Annotated in this window: 11 protein-coding genes, 7 pseudogenes and 1 riboswitch; of the genes and pseudogenes, 9 read left to right on the top strand and 9 right to left on the bottom strand. The window is 59.5% G+C overall.

Annotated elements, in window-relative coordinates:
- Positions 1–520: 520 nt before the first annotated feature.
- On the top strand, positions 521–937 hold the full coding sequence (locus QAZ22_RS05890) for a hypothetical protein (protein WP_063169404.1): 417 nt from the start codon (positions 521–523) through the stop codon (positions 935–937).
- A gap of 238 nt (positions 938–1,175) precedes the next feature.
- Here the strand turns inward: QAZ22_RS05890 and QAZ22_RS32190 are convergent, their stop codons facing one another.
- The 3 genes and pseudogenes from QAZ22_RS32190 to QAZ22_RS05870 all read right to left on the bottom strand — a co-directional run.
- The gene (locus QAZ22_RS32190; RefSeq protein WP_244514239.1) at positions 1,176–1,667 is read right to left on the bottom strand and encodes a cytochrome c; all 492 of its coding nucleotides are present in this window, start codon (positions 1,665–1,667) and stop codon (positions 1,176–1,178) included.
- A 41-nt stretch (positions 1,668–1,708) separates the two neighbouring features.
- A complete protein-coding gene (locus QAZ22_RS05875; RefSeq protein ID WP_127312611.1) occupies positions 1,709–1,942 on the bottom strand; it encodes a hypothetical protein in 234 nt (77 codons plus the stop codon).
- 9 nt (positions 1,943–1,951) lie between these two features.
- Positions 1,952–2,231, bottom strand: a pseudogene (locus QAZ22_RS05870) (DUF411 domain-containing protein); the annotation flags it as partial.
- An 801-nt stretch (positions 2,232–3,032) separates the two neighbouring features.
- Between QAZ22_RS05870 and QAZ22_RS05865 the strand changes: the two are divergent.
- From QAZ22_RS05865 to QAZ22_RS05850, 4 genes and pseudogenes are all read left to right on the top strand, one after another.
- Positions 3,033–3,237, top strand: a pseudogene (locus tag QAZ22_RS05865) (isopenicillin N synthase family oxygenase); the annotation flags it as partial.
- An 8-nt stretch (positions 3,238–3,245) separates the two neighbouring features.
- Positions 3,246–3,515 (top strand): annotated as a pseudogene (locus QAZ22_RS05860) (pyridoxal-phosphate dependent enzyme); the annotation flags it as partial.
- 278 nt (positions 3,516–3,793) lie between these two features.
- Positions 3,794–3,957 (top strand): annotated as a pseudogene (locus tag QAZ22_RS05855) (thioredoxin domain-containing protein); the annotation flags it as partial.
- A 41-nt stretch (positions 3,958–3,998) separates the two neighbouring features.
- Positions 3,999–5,453 carry a glutamate synthase subunit beta gene (locus tag QAZ22_RS05850; protein ID WP_063169408.1) on the top strand — a complete coding sequence of 485 codons (1,455 nt, stop codon included), beginning with the start codon at positions 3,999–4,001 and terminating at the stop codon, positions 5,451–5,453.
- A 69-nt stretch (positions 5,454–5,522) separates the two neighbouring features.
- On the opposite strand, the pseudogene QAZ22_RS05845 reads toward QAZ22_RS05850, so the two are convergent.
- A pseudogene (locus tag QAZ22_RS05845) lies at positions 5,523–5,717 on the bottom strand (DUF459 domain-containing protein); the annotation flags it as partial.
- Positions 5,718–6,898: 1,181 nt separating this feature from the next.
- Positions 6,899–7,207, bottom strand: a complete 309-nt coding sequence (locus tag QAZ22_RS32185) for a helix-turn-helix domain-containing protein (protein WP_236473435.1) — start codon at positions 7,205–7,207, stop codon at positions 6,899–6,901.
- A gap of 365 nt (positions 7,208–7,572) precedes the next feature.
- Here QAZ22_RS32185 and QAZ22_RS05835 point away from each other — a divergent pair, with 365 nt between their 5' ends.
- From QAZ22_RS05835 to QAZ22_RS05825, 3 genes and pseudogenes are all read left to right on the top strand, one after another.
- Entirely contained in the window at positions 7,573–7,815 is a 243-nt protein-coding gene (locus QAZ22_RS05835) for a hypothetical protein (RefSeq protein WP_224571023.1), read from the top strand.
- Positions 7,816–8,868: 1,053 nt separating this feature from the next.
- Positions 8,869–9,090 (top strand): annotated as a pseudogene (locus tag QAZ22_RS05830) (insulinase family protein); the annotation flags it as partial.
- A 57-nt stretch (positions 9,091–9,147) separates the two neighbouring features.
- Positions 9,148–10,206: a class I SAM-dependent methyltransferase gene (locus QAZ22_RS05825; protein WP_024504268.1), complete on the top strand. Its 1,059-nt coding sequence runs from the start codon at positions 9,148–9,150 to the stop codon at positions 10,204–10,206.
- Positions 10,207–10,627: 421 nt separating this feature from the next.
- Here the strand turns inward: QAZ22_RS05825 and QAZ22_RS05820 are convergent.
- From QAZ22_RS05820 to QAZ22_RS05805, 4 genes and pseudogenes are all read right to left on the bottom strand, one after another.
- Positions 10,628–11,972, bottom strand: a pseudogene (locus QAZ22_RS05820) (IS5 family transposase).
- Between the two features lie 400 nt (positions 11,973–12,372).
- The gene (locus QAZ22_RS05815) at positions 12,373–13,428 is read right to left on the bottom strand and encodes a hypothetical protein (protein WP_063169411.1); all 1,056 of its coding nucleotides are present in this window, start codon (positions 13,426–13,428) and stop codon (positions 12,373–12,375) included.
- Positions 13,425–15,491 (bottom strand): hypothetical protein, encoded by a 2,067-nt coding sequence (locus tag QAZ22_RS05810; RefSeq protein ID WP_063169412.1) that lies wholly within the window; start codon positions 15,489–15,491, stop codon positions 13,425–13,427. The genes QAZ22_RS05815 and QAZ22_RS05810 overlap by 4 nt, the downstream gene beginning before the upstream one ends.
- A gap of 2 nt (positions 15,492–15,493) precedes the next feature.
- Positions 15,494–16,831, bottom strand: a complete 1,338-nt coding sequence (locus QAZ22_RS05805) for a metallophosphoesterase (RefSeq protein WP_063169413.1) — start codon at positions 16,829–16,831, stop codon at positions 15,494–15,496.
- Positions 16,832–17,322: 491 nt separating this feature from the next.
- On the opposite strand from QAZ22_RS05805, the gene QAZ22_RS05800 reads away from it, so the two are divergent.
- Positions 17,323–17,586 (top strand): hypothetical protein, encoded by a 264-nt coding sequence (locus tag QAZ22_RS05800; RefSeq protein ID WP_082826710.1) that lies wholly within the window; start codon positions 17,323–17,325, stop codon positions 17,584–17,586.
- A 317-nt stretch (positions 17,587–17,903) separates the two neighbouring features.
- A riboswitch (TPP riboswitch) is annotated at positions 17,904–18,020 on the top strand.
- The last annotated feature ends 92 nt before the right edge of the window (positions 18,021–18,112 follow it).

Below are 18,112 nucleotides of genomic sequence, written 5' to 3'. Positions count from 1 at the left end.
AGCCCCGAGCGCCCGCGTTCGGCGATGTCCAATTTCCGACAATGTCGGAATACAGTCAGATCTGCTGGATTGACTTTAAATGGTTTTCTCATTTGGCACAGCGCATGCTGGTTATCCGGAAACACGTGACCGACCAACAAGAAGTCGCATGACACAACCGAAGCCATCCATGTCTGACGGGCTGCCCAGGATACCTACTGCGACCGCGCTTGCCCGGTGACGACCGCTCCGGCTCCGCCCGTTACCGACGAGGCAAAGTGACGGATTTCCTGCGTTTCAACGACATGGAGGTGGTTGTCATTCCCGCTGGGGGACAGACTCGGCCTGTTCAAGGCATTGCGCGAAGGCGGCAAGATGACGGCCACCCGTGCGCGAACTCAAGGAGCGCAGCCTGTATCGTGTATCAGGCAAATAGGCCGTCGGTCAGTGACCTTGACACAGGGGACATGCGCAAGGTCCTGAAGTTTGATGCAGCGATAGAAGGGTGCCAATGACAACAATAGCTTACAGGAACGGAACCATGGCTGGCGACGGCCGAGCCTTGGGTTTTGACTCAGTATCCGTCGGTGAGAAAACGAAGGTGTTTCGCTTATGCGACGGCACACTCATCGGCGTTTCCTCTTCGTCCTTGGGTATTCCAAAGGCCGTTCGAGACTGGGTTGAGAAGGGCATGGATGTTTCTGATATTCCTGTGCCGCGCAACGACGACAATTTTGAATTTGAGGCGCTGATAGTGCGCAAAAATGGGGAAGCCGTATTGTTGGACGGCAATTGGCTGCCAAGTGATCCCGTGAAAGGTGAATATTATGCCATCGGGAGCGGCAAGCAGTATGCTTTGGCCGCGCTGGTTTTGGGCAAGTCAGCTAAGGAAAGCGTCGAAGTTGCCGCGAAACTCGACGTTTGGACTGGTGGCACAGTCACTGCCATAACTCACTAAACCCGCCTTTCGGCGGGAGTGTGACAGTGCGAGCGTGGAAGTAGGGCGCCACCCCGGGGCACGTCGAGCCCTGTCATGTGAGCTGGTCCATAAGCGCGCGAAAGCGTCCAGTTGTGGCCAAAAGCACGATTTGCGACAGAACCGGCCCGCTTCTATGAGTATGGGCCGCTTTTTGCGGCCAGCGTGCTTGCCATCCTGCCGCCAGTGGCCGTCGCCTTCTTCTTCCAAGGTTACCTCGTCATGAAGTAGAGCACCACGATCTTGTCGGAGAGATCGGAAGGCGGACGGCCCTTCCGTCCGCGTCGGCCAGTTCGAAAGGCGGCGCGGCCTGCTCGTCGATCGCCTGGAAGAACCTCTCCGCGCTGTCCCTCATCTTGTCGAGATCGGCGCCCGGATGGTGGGCCAGCGCGGAGGTCCCGAGGATCAGCGCCAGAAATTGAATCGCAAGCGACGGTTTCGCTTTCATGGACAATGCATTCCGGTTGGGGGCGTTCGAGGGCTCCGCGGCTAGGATTGGTCTCACTGTGTCTGCTCCCGCTCCCGGCGGCTCATCTGCCTGATAGGCGCGTTCCCGCTCGGGCCATGTGCTTTTGATGAAGGCCAGAACGGCCCGGATCTCCTCGTCGGTGAGGACATTCCCGAAGCCCGGCATGTCGCTCTGGTAGCCGCCGCCGACGACCGCGGCCGGTCCCGGCGCCGGCATGCGTCCCGAAGGCAGCGGGCTTTCCAATCGCGCTGACCTTCGCCTGGCTAAAACCGTCTTGCCTAGCGCTATCGCCGCGGCCGGGGCGCGGCCATCCGGTTGGCGAGCCAAGGCAATGTCCAGACCAATCCGAGGCCTGCCGCGGCCACGCATCGATAAGAGGACCGACGCCCTTCTCCTTTGCCGCCGCTGGAGAACAGGTATTTGATCAGCGCGGCCGTCCCGAGGACGAGCACGACGACGACAAGCAGCCACACCAGGCCCGTGCCGAACATCATCATGCCGCTCATGCATTCCATCATCGAAGCCTCCTATTCCGTGGCGTAGATGCCGCCGGTCGCGTCAGACTTTCGGATTTCGAGAATCTCGAAGGGCGCTTCCTTCGTGCCACTCATGCCGGGGGAGCCCATCGGCATGCCGGGCAGCGTCATGCCCTTTGATGTCGGGCCGCTCGGTCAAGAGCTTGTTGACCGTGCCGACCGGCACATGGCCGCTCACCACATAGCCGTCGATGAACGAGAGAAGGCAGCCATCGGCTTCCGGCGGAATGCCCTCTTCGCGGCTCATGGCGAAAAGGTCGTGAGTCGGCCTTGACGGTGATTCCTGGAAGGCCGATTCCAAGGCGAGCTGGCTTGAAGGCCGCGGTCCGGATGGTCGACTAGGCAGCTTGGTTCCACGATCGCAATGCTTGATCGCTTCATTGCAGGCCATGGGCTCTCGCCCCCTCCTTTTGCCACACGAGGCGCCAGCTCACGTGTTGTTGTTGGCGTGCGCCCCGGCAACCGCTTTCACCAGCCGCTCCAGCGATCCCGCGCGCTCCAGCTCCGCAAAGAATGATGCGGCGTGACGCTACCCAGCCGGTGCTTCTCGGCCTTCCAATTAAACTGTCTCGACGAAAGAGCCGTCTCCGTTGCTCCGGTCTCGGTGTTGAGTTCTCTAAGGCTGCGCCACACCTTGGTCCCCACGCCGGCAAATGATCTCACTATGCAGCCCGTGCTCGCACGCTCTCAAACTAATTACCGCTGCTGCAACACGCCGCCTGGCGGCCTGCACCGAAAAGCCGACAGGGGTGCATCTGAATAGCCGTGAACCCAGGTCTCAAAGACCATCCGGCGCGACGAGCGGACGCACCGCACGTGTGACACCCGCCTTGTGGGGCAGGGTTGCCTTTCTCAATCCCGGCGTTGGTCGGCGTCCCAATGAGCAGCAAGCTATTATCGGCCGCCGAATCTTAGTGGCTTCGTCGAGAGCCTCAATCAACCAAGCGGCGAAAGCCCCGCTAGAGTCTCCGCCCGCCTGTCGCTATGAAGCAGTTGCAGCCAGCGCTGCTTCAGGCGCATGAACTCGCCCGATGCAATGATTTCCGTCGCCCTGGGTCTTTCGAAGGGCACTGTTTCTATTCCCTTCTTCTTCGGCGCGCGGCTTGATGCCGACATACGGTTTCTTGACCTGCCGCCTGAACTGGCTGCCGAAGCGGGTGCCCCGCCAGCGACCCCGACAATCCCCTGTTCCGCAACTGCTGAAGAGCCGACTGCGCTCGCATCCCGATATTGCGCAACGGCACTATGCCGACATTCTGGAGACCGCAGCCGCATGAGCCTCGAGATGTTCCGCCGACCGTCGACAAAGGCGTCCTCTCGCCTGCGTCCGCCATTTGTCAGTGCTCGATCTGATTGGGGAGACGCCGGTCGTCGAACTGAAGAGATTCGATACCGGCAGGTGTCGTCGCTTCGTCAAGATCGAAAGCCAGAATCCCGGCGGATCGATCAAGGATCGCATTGCGTTGTCGATGATCGTTAATGCCGAACAGCGTGGCACGCGCGGGGCGGTACAATCATCGAAGCGACCGCTGGCAACACAGGGCTCGGCCTGGCCATCTGGCGGCACGAAGCGCGTGATCGCGTGTCCAAAAGCTGACAGCGTCAGACAAATGTCAGGTTCATTACAACCAACATCTGGGCACTGACGAGGTTTTTCGAAGCAATGGGCGCTAACTGCGCGCTGAGCGCGTTGGCATGGCTTTTGAGACTGAGTGACTGTGACTGCACTCAATGGGGCAAGACGAGCGATGCGCTCCTCCCTGAACCCGTGTGCCGTCTCTGAGAGGAAACCAGCTCGTGCAGAAACCTTTGGAAATAGCTTTGGACCGCAACGTGGTATTGCAGATGGAGTCCCCGGCTCCTTCGATTAGAGTCGAGAACTGGCTGCATGGCGAGCCCCTCACGAGCTTTGAGCCCGGCAAGTGTACATAGTCGAATTTTGGGCAACTTGGTGCGGCCCATGTGTGGACGGGATGCCCCATCTGATCCAGCTGCAGGGCGTCGCCAGGCGCACCATCTGGACAGCAGGAACTGGACTATGGGCAAGGTAACAGGCTTTCTCGAAATCGACCGGCAGGTGCACAAGTACCAGCCGGCCTCCGACCGCATCCGGCATTTCCGCGAATTCACGCTGCCGATGTCCGACAAAGAGGTCGAGAAACAGGCCGCGCGCTGCATGGATTGCGGCATTCCGTTCTGCCATGGGCCGACGGGCTGCCCGATCCACAACCAGATCCCGGACTGGAACGACCTCGTCTACAATGGCGACTGGGACAATGCGATCCGCAACCTGCATTCGACCAACAATTTCCCGGAGTTCACCGGCCGCATCTGCCCCGCACCTTGCGAGGAAGCCTGCACGCTGAACCTCGAGGACATCCCCGTCGCCATCAAGACGGTCGAGCAGGCGATCGCCGACAAGGCTTACGAGACCGGCCATATCAGGCCCTATCCGCCGGAGAAGAAGACCGGCAAGCGCGTCGCCGTCATCGGCTCCGGCCCGGCCGGCATGTCGGCTGCCCAGCAGCTCGGCCGCGCCGGCCACGACGTCCATGTCTATGAGCGCGAGAGCCGGCCCGGCGGGTTGATGCGTTACGGCATTCCCGACTTCAAGATCGAGAAGCACTATATCGACCGGCGCATCGAGCAGATGCAGGGCGAGGGCGTCACCTTCCATTGCGGCGTCAATGTCGGCGTCGACAAGCCGGTTGCCGAGCTGCTCGCCGAACATGACGCCGTGCTTTATTGCGGCGGTTCCGAAACGCCGCGCGCGGCCGGCATTCCCGGCGACGATCTCGGCGGCGTGCATGACGCGATGCCCTATCTGGTGCAGCAGAACAGGCGTGTCGGCGGCGAACCGATCCAGTCGGTGGCGTGGCCGTCGCATCCGATCCTCGCCGGCGGCCAGCATGTCGTCGTCGTCGGCGGCGGCGACACTGCCTCCGACTGCGTCGGCACCGCCTTCCGCCAGGGCGCGGTGCGCGTCACCCAGCTCGACATCCGGCCGCAGCCGCCGGAAAAGGAAGACAAGCTGTCGGTCTGGCCATACTGGGCGACCAAGATGCGCACGTCATCCTCGCAGGCCGAAGGCGCCGAGCGCGAATTCCAGGTGGCGACGCTTGAATTCATCGGCGAAAACGGCCAGCTGACCGGGGTCAAATGCTGCGAAGTCGACGAAAAGCGCAAGCCGATCGCCGGCACCGAATTCGTCATCCGCGCCGATCTCGCGTTCATCGCCATCGGCTTTGCCGGGCCAGCCGCTCGCGGGCCGGTGTCGGAACTGGCCGGCCAGATGAAGATCGCCATTGACAGCCGCCGCTCGAAGAATGTCGAGGCCAATGACCGGGACTACAGGACCAGCGTCGAAAAGCTCTATGCGGCGGGCGACGTGCGGCGCGGCCAGTCGCTGGTCGTCTGGGCGATCCGCGAGGGCCGCCAGGCGGCGCGCGCCATCGATGAGGCGCTGATGGGATCGAGCGTGCTGCCGCGCTGAGTCCGTCTCGAGACCCTACTTGTGCGGCCACCTGAAGGCGCTTTCCGCCCTTCCGCTGCCCCGGGCAGCTTACGGACTGATCGCCGTGGTCGTTTCGGTTGTGGCCCCGGCCGCAGGCTGCCGCCTTGGCGGCCAAGAAAAATCGTCGGCGCGGCCGGGCGCAGCAGCGGGCGCCTTGCCCTCGACGACGAATTTTTCACCGGGCCCGTCCGGCTTGGCCGGCGCTGCGGCACCGAGAAGTTCCGAACCGCCGTCGAGTGCCGGTGATTGCGAGTCGGCGTCGGTAGCCGGGTCGGCGGCCTCAGTCTTTTCCTTCGAGGGTGGACTACGTTACTGGCCAGTACCGGCAACGCATCGAAGGAACTTTACAATCATAAAGGTACGTCACTGGTCTCGCGGCTCACCTATGACGATCTAGACGCGCATTCGAGTCCACAATCCGACTGGCATTTTCGTAAAGGCCTCCTCGGTGCGGGCGGCATCAGGGAGGATTTTCTCATGACGAGGACTTCTTACGGAAATGGGGGGCTACTCAAACACATTCAGTGATCAGCGCGGGGGCGGCGTCAGCTATTTCACCGCCGATCTTGGATATAATTTCTTGAACTCACCGCGCTACCGCATCGGTGCTTTTGTTGGCAACAATTTCTGGCACGAGAGCTACGATGCTTTCGGTTGCACGCAGCAGGCGACCAACTGGGGAACCTGTGTGCCAACCGTCCCACCTACGTCAACCTCTCAGCCAGGACAACGATTGGCATTCGCTGCGACTCGGCTTGGCCGGGCAGACGCAACTCACCGAGCGACTCAGCCTTTCTGGTGACGTGGCGTTCCTCTTCACGCGGCTCGACGGCAAAGAGCAGCACCACATGCGCCCAAGATCAAGCTAATTCCCGAAGACGGCGATGGGCATGGCGTCCAGCTCGAGGCGGTGTTGCGGCCGTGGCGAATAACGGCACCGCTCATTTCGAAGAGGCAATGGGCGGTCGTGGTTCCCCGCAGGCCGACGATTGGAAGGCAAAGCGCTACGGCGTTTTCGTGCAGGCTAGCATCAAGTTCAACTGAGAGAGCAAGAACCGAGGAGAGCGGCGATGCCACTCCAGCTCATTACGATCATTGGATCAACAGAAGGAAGTTTTCCGAAGAGTTTTGCAAGCGTGCGCAAAGTCGCCAGACAAAGTTCTCTCGGTCCATAGTGTACGTGCCGTCACGCCCGTTCTCGACATGGTTGAATGATACGTCCCGCGCGATCGATCAAAGTCGTTTTTCATTGGTTTTCCGGAAATCGCGGGGAGCACAGCGTGCTGTGACCCTCGCCTGCTGGTTTTCTGTCAACGCGCAGATGAGGGAGAATGAGCGTACAGCAAAAATCATCAGTGCTGTCGCTTTCGCCAAAGCCCGCCGCAGCTAAACGGGGTCCCACGCCCGGTAGCGCCCCCTGCCGGTCACCTCACGGATGCCGAGTTCGGCACCAGCCCGAGCGCAGCGCGCTGGCTAATTTTCAGCTCGGCCGCGACCAGACCTGCCGACACCAGCGGCCGCGCCAGCACCAGCTCGATCAGCGCCGGCAGGCTCGAGTTTTTGCGCCGGTTCCTGAGCCGGCGCTCCATCTGGCTTTTGGCCAGCGCCTGGATGATTGCAAGGCTGAAACAGTCGATGGAACGCCCCTCCAGCGAAGCCGAACCGGACGAGGCGCGCGCGCCAGGTCCTTCGGCTGCCATCGGCACGCTGGGTTTAAGTGCTTGGGGTGACACGGCGTGATCTCCGCCGTTGGCGGGAACAGGGCAGTGCAATAGTACTGCCCTGTTCCTTTTGATCAGAGGCCAGTGCGGATTTCTTCGGCAAGCGCCCTCAACGTCGTCTCGACGTCATCGCCGTTTACCATCTTCTGCATCGCCACGGCCCATGCGTTCATGGCTTCGCCGAAGCCGACACGCGGTGTGAAAGCCAGCGCGGCTTGGTCCTGTATCTTTTTGAAGCTGTCAACGAAGTTGTTGAACTCGGGCTGCGAAGCGTACTTAGTCCAGGTGTCGTCTGCCAGGTCGACGTGCGCGGCGGATTGACGAGCTGGCCAGCAAGGGCACCCTTGAGCGCCACCTGCTTGGAGGTGGCCCACGGGATGAACAGCCAGGCCGTGCCCTTCTTTTCGGAAGCCGCGTTCATGGCGAGAGCCCAGATCCAGATGTCAGACTCCAAGCTCGTGGCGCTCGGTGCGTGCAGCGGCGGAGCGAAGGCGATCTTGCCGGATGCCGGCTTCCCCGCAACATCGTTCCAGAAGCCGAACATATTTGAGTCGATCGTCATCGCGCTGCGGCCGGACGCGAAGGAAGGAGCCGCGCACTTCTTGATCATGTCCACGTAATGTAGTCGTATCCAGCATCGGTAAGCTTCCAATCGCTCAGGTATTTGTCCAGCGGCTCCAGGGCGCCACTCGGAGCGAGGTCCTACGCGGGCTGAATGCCAGTGCCGAACACATCCCATGCTGGCGACTTCGTCGTCAGTTGGATCGTCATCTTGTTCCAGTAAGAATCGTCTGGGTAGAGTTCCGGCGTGACCTTGATGCCGGGTCAGCTTCTCGAACTCCGGAAATTGCGCAGCGAGAGCATCCGCATAGGGGTGGATGTCGTAGGCCCAAGTTATGCTGGTCCCTTCGAATTGACGCCAGTTCACGGTGTCGGCAGCGGCCGAATTAGTGAGCGATGCCGAGACGGCAAAAAACGCCAAGTCAAAAGCAAGCTGTTTGCGAAGCGACGCGCACCTGTAACGAGTACGGGGAATGAGCGACCCATGTAATCCTCCCTGGGGCATTTTGCCAATTTTTGGGTCCACTCCTCCATCCCGAGTTCGCTCATAGCCACAATAAGCGGTTTCCAACGAGCTCGCTCTGAATGCACCAGGCCAACTGGGTAAAAACGGGTAACCGGCACTAAAAGGCGTTGTAGTATCGCCACCAGAAATACTGCTCCGTGGTGCTGGCCTTTGCCTGGGGGCGCAACACGGCAACTACCCGCTCAAAACGGTTGGTCCTCTACCTCTTATTCACCGTCGCTTTCCTCGCGGCCTAACCCGGCCGGAATATCCGTTGCCAGAAAAAGGCCTCGCGGCCGGTTCGAGGCTCATCCCTCCTCCGAAGCAGCACGCTCAAGTATCGTCACAAGCCCCGAGCGCTTCGCGTTCGGCGATGTCCAAATTCCGACAATGTCGGATACAGTCAGATCTACTGGATTGCGTTTGAATGGTTTTCTCATTTGGCACAGTACATGCGGGTCATCCGCAAAACACGTGACCGACCAACAAGAGTTCGCATGATCACCTTACCACAACATACAGCCGCCGCGGAACAATCACTTGGCCCCTGATCGCCCACCCCGGCACCACAACCGGAGTCATCGATGTTCTGACAGGCTGCCCAAGGATACCTGCTGCAACAGGGCTTGCCCTGGTGACGACCACTCCGGCTCCGCCGGTTACCGACGAGGGCAAAGTGACGGATTTCCTGCTTTTCAACGGCATGGAGGTGGCTGTCATTCCCGACCACCGCGCCGGTCGTCACCCATATGGTCTGGTGCAGGATCGGCAGCGCGGAATGAGCCGCCGGGGATATCTGCATGTCTTCGAGCATCTGATGCTCAAGGCGCCTCATGACGAGCACGGCTCCGTCGCCTGGAGAGATTGAACCCAAAGGGAGATTCAGATGTCTGAAGCGAATCAGGAAAAGTTGGACGCATTCTTGGGGAAAATGGTCGGCGATCTCGGTGCGATCGCAACGGGCGCGGGAGTCCTGCTGGGGGACAGACTCGGCCTGTTCAAGGCATTGCGCGAAGGCGGCAAGATGACGGCCGCCGAACTTTCGACACGCACCGGCACCCAGGAACGCCTCGTAAGGGAATGGCTTTCCGGGCAGGCGGCGGCGGGTTACGTCGACTACGATGAAGCGAGCGACAAATTCTATCTCAACGCCGAGCAAGAGCTGGTGTTCGCTGATGAAGACAGCCCGGCCTTCATGGCAGGCGCATTCGAGTTCCTGTCCGCGCTGTGGCTCGATGAAGAAAAGGTGAGGCAGGCATTCCAGTCCGGCAAGGGCGTCGGGTGGCACGATCATAGCGCGTGTCTGTTTCGCGGTACGGAACGGTTCTTCCGTCCAGGCTACAATGCCAATCTGATCGACTCCTGGCTGCCGGCCTTGGAGGGCGTCGTCGAGAAGCTCGAACGCGGCGTGGACGTCGCGGATGTTGGATGCGGTCATGGTGCATCGACCGTGCTCATGGCACAGGCCTTCCCCAATTCGCGCTTCGTCGGCTTCGACTATCATGCCCCTTCGATTGAGCGCGCCCGCAAGGCGGCCGAGGTAGCCGGCGTCGGCGTTAACACGCGGTTCGACGTGGCGGCCGCCAAGAGCTATCCCGGAACCTATGACCTCGTCACATTCTTCGATTGCCTTCACGACATGGGCGACCCGACGGGCGCCGCCACCCATGTCCACGGATCGCTCAAGCCGGACGGCACGTGGATGATCGTCGAGCCGTTCGCGCATGATCATCTGGCGGCGAACCTCAATCCCGTCGGCCGCGTTTACTATGCCGCTTCCACTTTCGTGTGCACGCCCGCATCCGTGTCGCAGGAAGTCGGGCTCGCGCTTGGAGCCCAGGCCGGTGAGGCGAGGCTGCGCAAGGTTGTGACCGGCGGCGGCTTCAAGCGATTGCGTCGCGCCGCGGAGACACCGTTCAACATGGTGCTGGAGGCCCGCCCTTAGCGTGGCCGTCGCCAGAAATTGCAGCTCATCGCATTTGATGAAGATCACCGCCAAAAATCCGGACGCATCGGGCACATTTTCAAGGCGTCTGGGTTCACGCAGAGGTCGCTGCCGAGTTGTGTGCCAAGAGTCCCATACGTTGCGGCTCAGAAAGGACCCCACGCACGGCGACGAACATGCCCATAGCGATGGCCGCTATAATCACATATGTCCACCATGGCGCGTTCACAAAGCTGGTAAGCCACGTCGCACCGAACGCGCTTACGACAAAAACGAGAGCCTCGATAAAAAGACTGAGCCTGTACACATTCAGTCGTCTCATCCTCATACCACCCATCCAAAGACTGAGCTTGTTGCGCTACTGCGACAGAGCCTAACATATTGGAGAGTGCTCACTAGTCGACCGTGAACAATCCGAGCCCTAAGCGGCGACCGGCTTCGGCCGGATTTGAAGCAGGGCAATCAAGAGCGACAAAAACCCCTTCAGCCACCTGAGCAGGAGGGAGAAGTTGTAGCCGGCGGCGGCCAGGATGGCGTTGAGGGTGTCGCCCTGCTGGCCGGCGAGGTAGTTGCGGCCCATTCTGTGTTCGCTCTTGATGTGGCCGATGACGGGCTCGACCGCCGACCGCCGTCGCATCTGGCGCTTGATGGCTGGGGTGACGCGGCGTTTCTGGCCCGCGGTGAAGACCCTGAGCTTGTGGCTCTGCGGTGCGTTGTGGCCGCGATAGCCGGCGTCGGCGAGGATGCGGCCGATCTCGTTGCCGATGGTCTTTTCCATGTCGGGGATGACGCTTGCCAGCGTGTGGCCGTCATAGGGATTGCCGGGCAGTGCTTTTGCATGCAGGGCGAACTGGCCGCCCCTGGAGCGCTTCAGCGTGGTGGCCACCGACACCTTCACCCCGAACTCGTAGGGCGCATGCGCCTTGCCCTTGCCGATGCATTCCACCTCGTGTGCGTGCAGGCTGTAGATCTTGCGGCCGCGCTGGCGCTGGCGTTGCTCGAGAACGGTGGCGGCCTGGTAGAGCGGCCATTTGAACAGCGTCCAGCCCCTGATCGCCGGCGATCTGGCGACCAATGTCGCGAATGGTCCGGCCGAGATAGGTCTTGAGCTTGCGTAGCGCCTTGTTGGCCCGCTTGAACTGCTTGGCGTGGGCATAGCGCTGGTGGCTGATCAGCGCCAGCTTGCCGACCCGCACATAACTCTGGCGCAAATGGAGACCCGTCCTCTTGGCCAGCCGCACCAGCCGTTCGCGTGCCCGATGGATGAGCTTGGCGTCGGTCGGGAACATGACGTTCTTCGGCTGCACGGTGGTGTCGACGATCACCTGGCGCGTGTCGGCCGGTTTCATCGCCCCGGTCTTGACCGCGAGGCTGAGGCTCTCCTGCAACAGCACCATAATCCGCTCCTCGCCCATACGGCTGCGCCAACGCGTCATCGAGGAGCGGTCGAACGGCAGCGTATGGCAAAAGAACGTCTCGCCGGTGAGATACTGGAAATAAGGGTTCTCCACCCAGCGCTCGCACAGCACCTCATCCGACAGGTTGAAGGTGTGCTTGAGGATCGCCAGCCCCGCCATCAGCCGGGTCGGCAGCGGCGGCATGCCGGGGCCGTCCGAATAGACGGCGCCGAAACGCTCCTCCAGCACCGGCCAGTCGATCGCCTGCGCCAGCCGCACCAGCTCGTGCTTCATGTTGATGATTTGGTCGAGCCGGGAGCGGAACAGGTCCTGCTCTCCCGTCTCGCGCTTCTCGCGTGGCCTGGACATTCGCTGTCCCCTCGATTCGCCGCCGCCGAACCGAGTGAATCACGCTCCGCGCCACAAGGGAATCGCAAAACCGAATTGCAGGAAAACAGCGTCCAAATACCGCTAATCCTGCAATTCCAAAGCCGCTATCCGCCTCAATCAACAGGCCAGATCAATGGCTTGCGGATAGTTCACGGCCGACTCACTATTTCTATGCTGAACAGTCTCGCCTGAGTATATGTTTTAGCTAGTCGCTAATTAGACGGAATTCTGCCAGTCTGCATTCCCCCCTGATCTGATGTAGAGCAGCTTCCAAGTGGGAATTAGCCCCCCATCGACCGGATCGGGCGACACGAACATGCGCTGAAGGCTTGGCGGAACGGCTACTGGGACCATGATGCTACTCGAATGCAAGATAGTGTCAGAACGTCCCGGGAAGGCTGCAGGCAGGGGATGTCAGGTCAATCAGCCTATAGATATGATACCGCCCATTCGCTGAGACTTCACGATGGGCATAGGAGGTGGGAATTCTTGCCTTGAGATGGACGCGGCTGTCGGAGCAGGCGAGCACGGCAGCAGCGATGGCCTGAACCTTCGGGCCGCTGACAAAAACGTTCACCACCGCACGCGAGCCGAACCCGTCGAGATACGTCTCGAAAGCATCGAGGTGGGCCATCAGCCCGAAAGCCTGGATGTCGCGAACTTCGCCATCTTCGAGCCGGTGGGTTTCACGTACCTTGGCCACCTGTTGATCGAGCAAAGCATCGATATGCGCATTCTTGTCGCTTCTTGGGACGAGGAGCGAGATCCGTTCCGGACTGACGATATCGATCAATCCGTAGAATACGTCGGCATCTCCTCCGATCCCCACGAGCAGGACTTTCTCTTCGCCCATTCCTCCGCTGCCTTGAAGATGAGGGACGGTGACGTATCGGTCCAAGCCGCTGGAAAAATCCTCTTTGCCGATCGCGTTCCCGTAGATACCTTCGGCGTACCCGAATTCGAGAGACTGAATCGACATTTTCTTGAATGCCACCGCAATCAGCCATTGGATGTAGATTCGCGGCATCGTCGAGCACTCGACGAAAACCTTCCGCAGGCTTCCTTCGTATGAGCCACATGAAGCGGCCATCTGAGTGAGCAGGTGATCGAGGAGATTGATGTTCTTCTGATACTCGATGGAAGGCTCGAGGGTGATCACAGTCACTTCGACGCCCCATCGGGTACCCATAGCGATGAGCTTTCGCCGGTTTTCTTCGACGGCTGGGACGTTCGCTTCCTTCAGAGCAAAGTCCAGAACCACGATCTTGCCGACCTTCAGGTCAAGATGGTTTTCGAACGCGGCGAAACGCGTTTCCCATCCAAGCGCGACGATCGCGATATCTGCCTCCATCGTTTCGCAGGTACCTGCATCTCTCGCCTTCTCGGTGACGGCCAGATGGCCGAAGACTCGATACTCGACAGTTGAAGCGGTCATTCGAGATCGCTCTCGAAAAGCGAGTGCTGGAATTCGGTCTTGAGTGCGGGCCGCGCGACGAGCTCCTTAAACACCGAGTCGGCCCAGTCTTCTGGGAGCCGATGCCTGGTAAAAAGCAGGTCGACCATCCGCGCCGCAGGGATTGTGTTGATTTCGTACGGGCCGCGATAGGAGAACCCGAAGTAAGGTGCAAATCGCCGATGCAATCTGATCATCATCTCCTTCGATGCGGGGTCGGCGCGGTCCACCTCAAAGTTGCCGGCGGCGGAGACCTCCCGGATAAACCCATCCCTTTCCGCCCGACGCAGGACCTCGTCCAGTTTTCCGCTGGGTTGCTCCAGTCGGTTCACCAGCGAGCGCATTTCCTTTAGATCAACCCTGAAAATGCCTCTCTCTGTCGTTCCTAGAGCATTTTCTTCGGCAAACTCTGTCTGGAGGCGAGCGGTCAGGTAACCCAACGCCCGCACCATGCGCACGCTCTCTTCTTCGTACGGATGTGAAAGCGCCTGAAGTCCATCAAGCTTCCGTTGAGAGGCGGCGTTCACAGCCTGTCTCTGCTGTTCGAGATGAATCTGTAAATCCGAGTTGATGAATTCCACCAGTTTTCGTGGATCACTGGAACTCGGAACACTGCGGCGGAAGATCTCTCCCATTATATCAAGGAAATCGCGTATACAGACGTCGCTCAATGATGTGATGATCTGGTGCCCTACGTACGGGTAGTCATGCAGACGCAGCATCTGGCACGCTTTCAGAAAAGCCCATCCCTGTTTCCGGGCGATCGACCTCTTCAGATTTGAAGCATCCGCCTTGCTCATGGGCCGGCGCTTAATTTCCGGGTTCATGAGCGCGAGCGCCAGCCCTTCGGCATAAGGGCGCGCTTTTCGATCAAGAAGGAATTGCTGCTGATCCGCCGTCCTCAAATTCACGGAGAGGAATTCACGTGCTGCATCAGCAAGTGCCACAAGCTCTTCTCTGCCCTCGGAATGACCCGATATGATAACCCGCTCGATGATGTCATTGACGGAAAGCCGCCCCAGCCGGTTTTTGAGCGAAAACGCGCTGAGCGCATCGTTGCGCTCGAGATCACTCCGCAGATGGTCAGGAAGCGCATAGTACAGCCGAAGCGACGACACGTTCTCGCACAGCGTGGCGAACTCCCTCGGATCGACTGAATCAAGATTCTCGACGTCCCGGTCAGCATTCGAGAGCGACTGGCCGGGTATGATCGTCCGGATCGTGTCGTAGAGGCCGCCGATGTAGGCGAGGACCCATTTCACGTTGCCGCGCGTCTTTCTCACCAAGGTGTTCAGGAACTGCTGTTGGAGCGGTGTCAGTGCTTCACAGTCGTCAATCAGTATCTTGAAGAAGGGCGCCCTGTCACCGGCGAAAGATGGGCCATTTAAAAGTGGAGTGATCGCGGTCGCGACCTTGTTAATGATCGCGCCAGGGTCTGTTGCTCTGAAGCCGGTCGCTCCGGCATCGGCGGCAAAGAAGAACGCGTTGAAGCATTCGTCGACGTACCGGGTTATCCCACCCCGCAGCTCATCGATGCTGAAGAAGTCGAGACGGGCAGGTTGGGGTATGAAGTGCAGCACTTCGCGATGCAGTGCCAGGGCGACGTCCCTATCTTCGGAGGCCCGGTATTTCAAGTGGCCGTCGCGTCTGAGCTGGCCGATGCTCTCGAGCAGGCGTTCGACTATCTTCAGCTCCAGATAGTGAGAGAAGATTACGAATTGCCGCGGGATCACGGCGGCCGTGTCGAAGCGTATCCGCTCCGGAATGAGGTTCAGAACGGCGTTGTCGATTAGGGGCGAGAATGTCTCATTGAGCTGGAAGAAGACGCCATACCAAGCGAGCTTGCCGACTTGGTCCGAGAGACTTTTGTCTTCAAGAATATGGACTGTGGAAAGCGAGCGAAGAATGCTGGTCTTGCCGCTGCCTCTCGTCCCTGCGACGAAGACCGGCTTGGCGGCGGCAGAAATCAACGCCGACTTCTGACTGAACCACAGTATCGGGCGGCTTTCGTACTCGATCCTGTTGGGGCCGAACGGATTCTCCATCGCTATTCGTCCCTTACCTTAATGCGCCAAGCCGAGTTTGCCTTGGTGAGGCCGTCTATCTCGATGAAGCGCGCCGCTTGGAGCATCAGAAGAGAGTCTTCCAGATCTAGCCCGAGCTCGGCGGAGGCAGCAATCTCAGTGATCTCGTCCCAGAAGAGTAACCCATTCCCGCGCCTGGTGGCATGGTCGCGCAGTCGGCGCAGCAGGTCAAACGTGTCGTTGTTCAGAAAGGCCTTGCCGTTGGACATGGTCGAAATAAAGCAATGTTCGCCTTCCATGACCGTCCCGTCGGCGACATTGGTGCGGTAGGGTATAAGTCGGATGCCGACGAGCTCTCCCTGATCGGTCGTGAAGAAGACGAGCTCATTGAAACCTGACTGTATCTCTGGTGCTGAGATGCAGATCAATTTGCCGTCCGGAAACCTTGGATCGTTGACGATCTCGACCGGATCAGCATGTATGTGTCCATGCAGGTAGACGATAGGCTTGTTGCCCTGCAGCAGCTGAGTTCTGACAAATCCGCTGTTGAGCATCTCCGCGTATGGCGTAATGCGCGGAGTCTTTTGTGGCAGCAGATTGTGATGGCCGATTATGATGCCGTAACGCATGTCGGGCTGCTGGAGCAATTCCTGTAGGCCTGCAAGCATCTCACGCGAGATGTATGGCGTGTCCATCTGACCGTAATACTCGTCGTCGGACGCCTCCTTGTCTGGATCGCTGGGAGGTGTCGCGGGCGAATGTCCCGAGATGTCCGGCGAGCCGAGATCTAGAGGCTCTGTAGAAGGACTGAGTGCCTCGAGACGATCACGAAGGAACGCGGGAAGGTTTTGAAGCTCCCAACTGCCTATCGCTGTGTTGACGAGGATGAAGTTTGCGCCTGCGGATCCTGTCGGAAGTCTGAAGTGCACGGGTTGGTCCACGGGAACGGTCTGCCAACCCAAGCGGGCGGCTAAACTCGCCATTTCGCTGAATTTCTCAGTCGGTCCAAGTTCGCGCGCGTCATCACGGTTCACATCGTGATTTCCCGGTACGAATATCAACGGAAGCGCCTTTGAACTGCGTCCCTGTGCGCGGCAGAGCAACGTGAAATGCTGGAATGCCGAAGCAATGAAGGTCTTGTCGCCACGGCTCGTGAAATCCCCCATGAAGGCGATCGAATCCAAGGGCTTCGAAGTCGTCAGCCGCCGAAGTTTCGTCAAGACGGCACGCAGCGAAGACGCGCGTAGCTTCTGCGTTATTTTCGGAGCGAACTTGCTATCCTTGGCATCGATGTTGCTAGAGGAAGGATGCCAGTCCGGATAGTGAATATCGCCTACTTGAAGGATTCGCACCCGCCGCATAACTCGCCCCCCTGCCGAGAGCCATAGACTAATCCGTTCGCTTTTGCCAAGCGCGAACGATCATCCGCAGTGTCCTTAACGAGGTAGCCTGCACTTTTCGAGAATTGCCACGGCGGCTATTTTTCGGCTGTGAAGCACACGAGACCCGTGACGTGAGACCCAGTTGCTCAATGCCCAGTTGCTCAATGAGCTTTCTTACGAATAAGGGAGAATTTCCGCGGCCGGACTATCTCTGAGCGAGCGTGCATGACTGCCAACGGAAGGTCTTGCACGCACCCTTGCGATCTTGAGCAATGGTCGCCATGACTTTCTTCTTGCAGGCTTTTGAGTGGCCCAGCCTGCGATCACCAGACCCCACCGATTCTAAAGAGCGTGGCAGATGGGATAGTCGAGGTTGCCCGTGCACAGTCACGCTCAGGGCTTGCGCCGCCCAGAGGACACGCTGAAAAGGCAGATTGGGGCGCAAGCACGCCATTCACGAGAGGTTCGACATGAAGACCATGCAAGAAAAAGACATTCCGGCATTCGTACAAGCAGTTGTGGACGCCGGCTGCAAAATTTGCGCGATTGGCAACTTGGGATACGTCTTTGGCGATGCTGATTTCACGCCAGCGCAACGGAGGGCCGTCGAGCCACAGCTGCGTAGGATTGCTGAAATCTACGGCGAACGCGATCATCTCATGAACGAGATAGCTGTATATCTGCGGTCGATCGGACGCCATGTCGAGGTTGAGCCGAAGACAGGTATTTCCTGATGGCCGTGATCGCGAGAAGCCGTCTTCCAACCTCTGAATCCTAAAGGAGGTGACCCCCAAGGCCGTTCGTCACCTTCGACCAGAATAACCACATCCGTGACCGCCTGAGCTACTTGGTCGATACGCGCACATGGCCAATACAGTTTCTCCATCCTTCACGAAGCGAATGAGGCTTTGGCCATTCAGCCCCGGTCTACGGGGCGTGACTTGTCCCCGATGCATGCGCGAGCTCTCCGCCCGGCTGGCCGCCGGTCGTCGCCACCGGCCGAAGGCGCCCGAATGCGCTTGACAAGATAGCGTCAGCCCGTTCAACCTAAGGCATTCACCAGGGGAGTCCCGGCAAGGGGCTGAGATACTGCTGGCTTTCGCGGCGCAGTGACCCGTTGAACCTGATCCAGTTCATACTGGCGTAGGGACGGTGCAAGCGCTTTGCGGGAGTTTACGCCCGAGGTCCTGTTGCAGCAGGTCTACAGAAGCGTCTTTTCATCCTTCCGGCACAGAACTGGGTCTCCAATGCATGAGCAAA

Origin of the sequence: Mesorhizobium sp. WSM4906, assembly GCF_029674625.1 — a bacterium.
Classification (GTDB): domain Bacteria; phylum Pseudomonadota; class Alphaproteobacteria; order Rhizobiales; family Rhizobiaceae; genus Mesorhizobium.
This window is presented reverse-complemented; position numbering and strand designations above follow the sequence as displayed.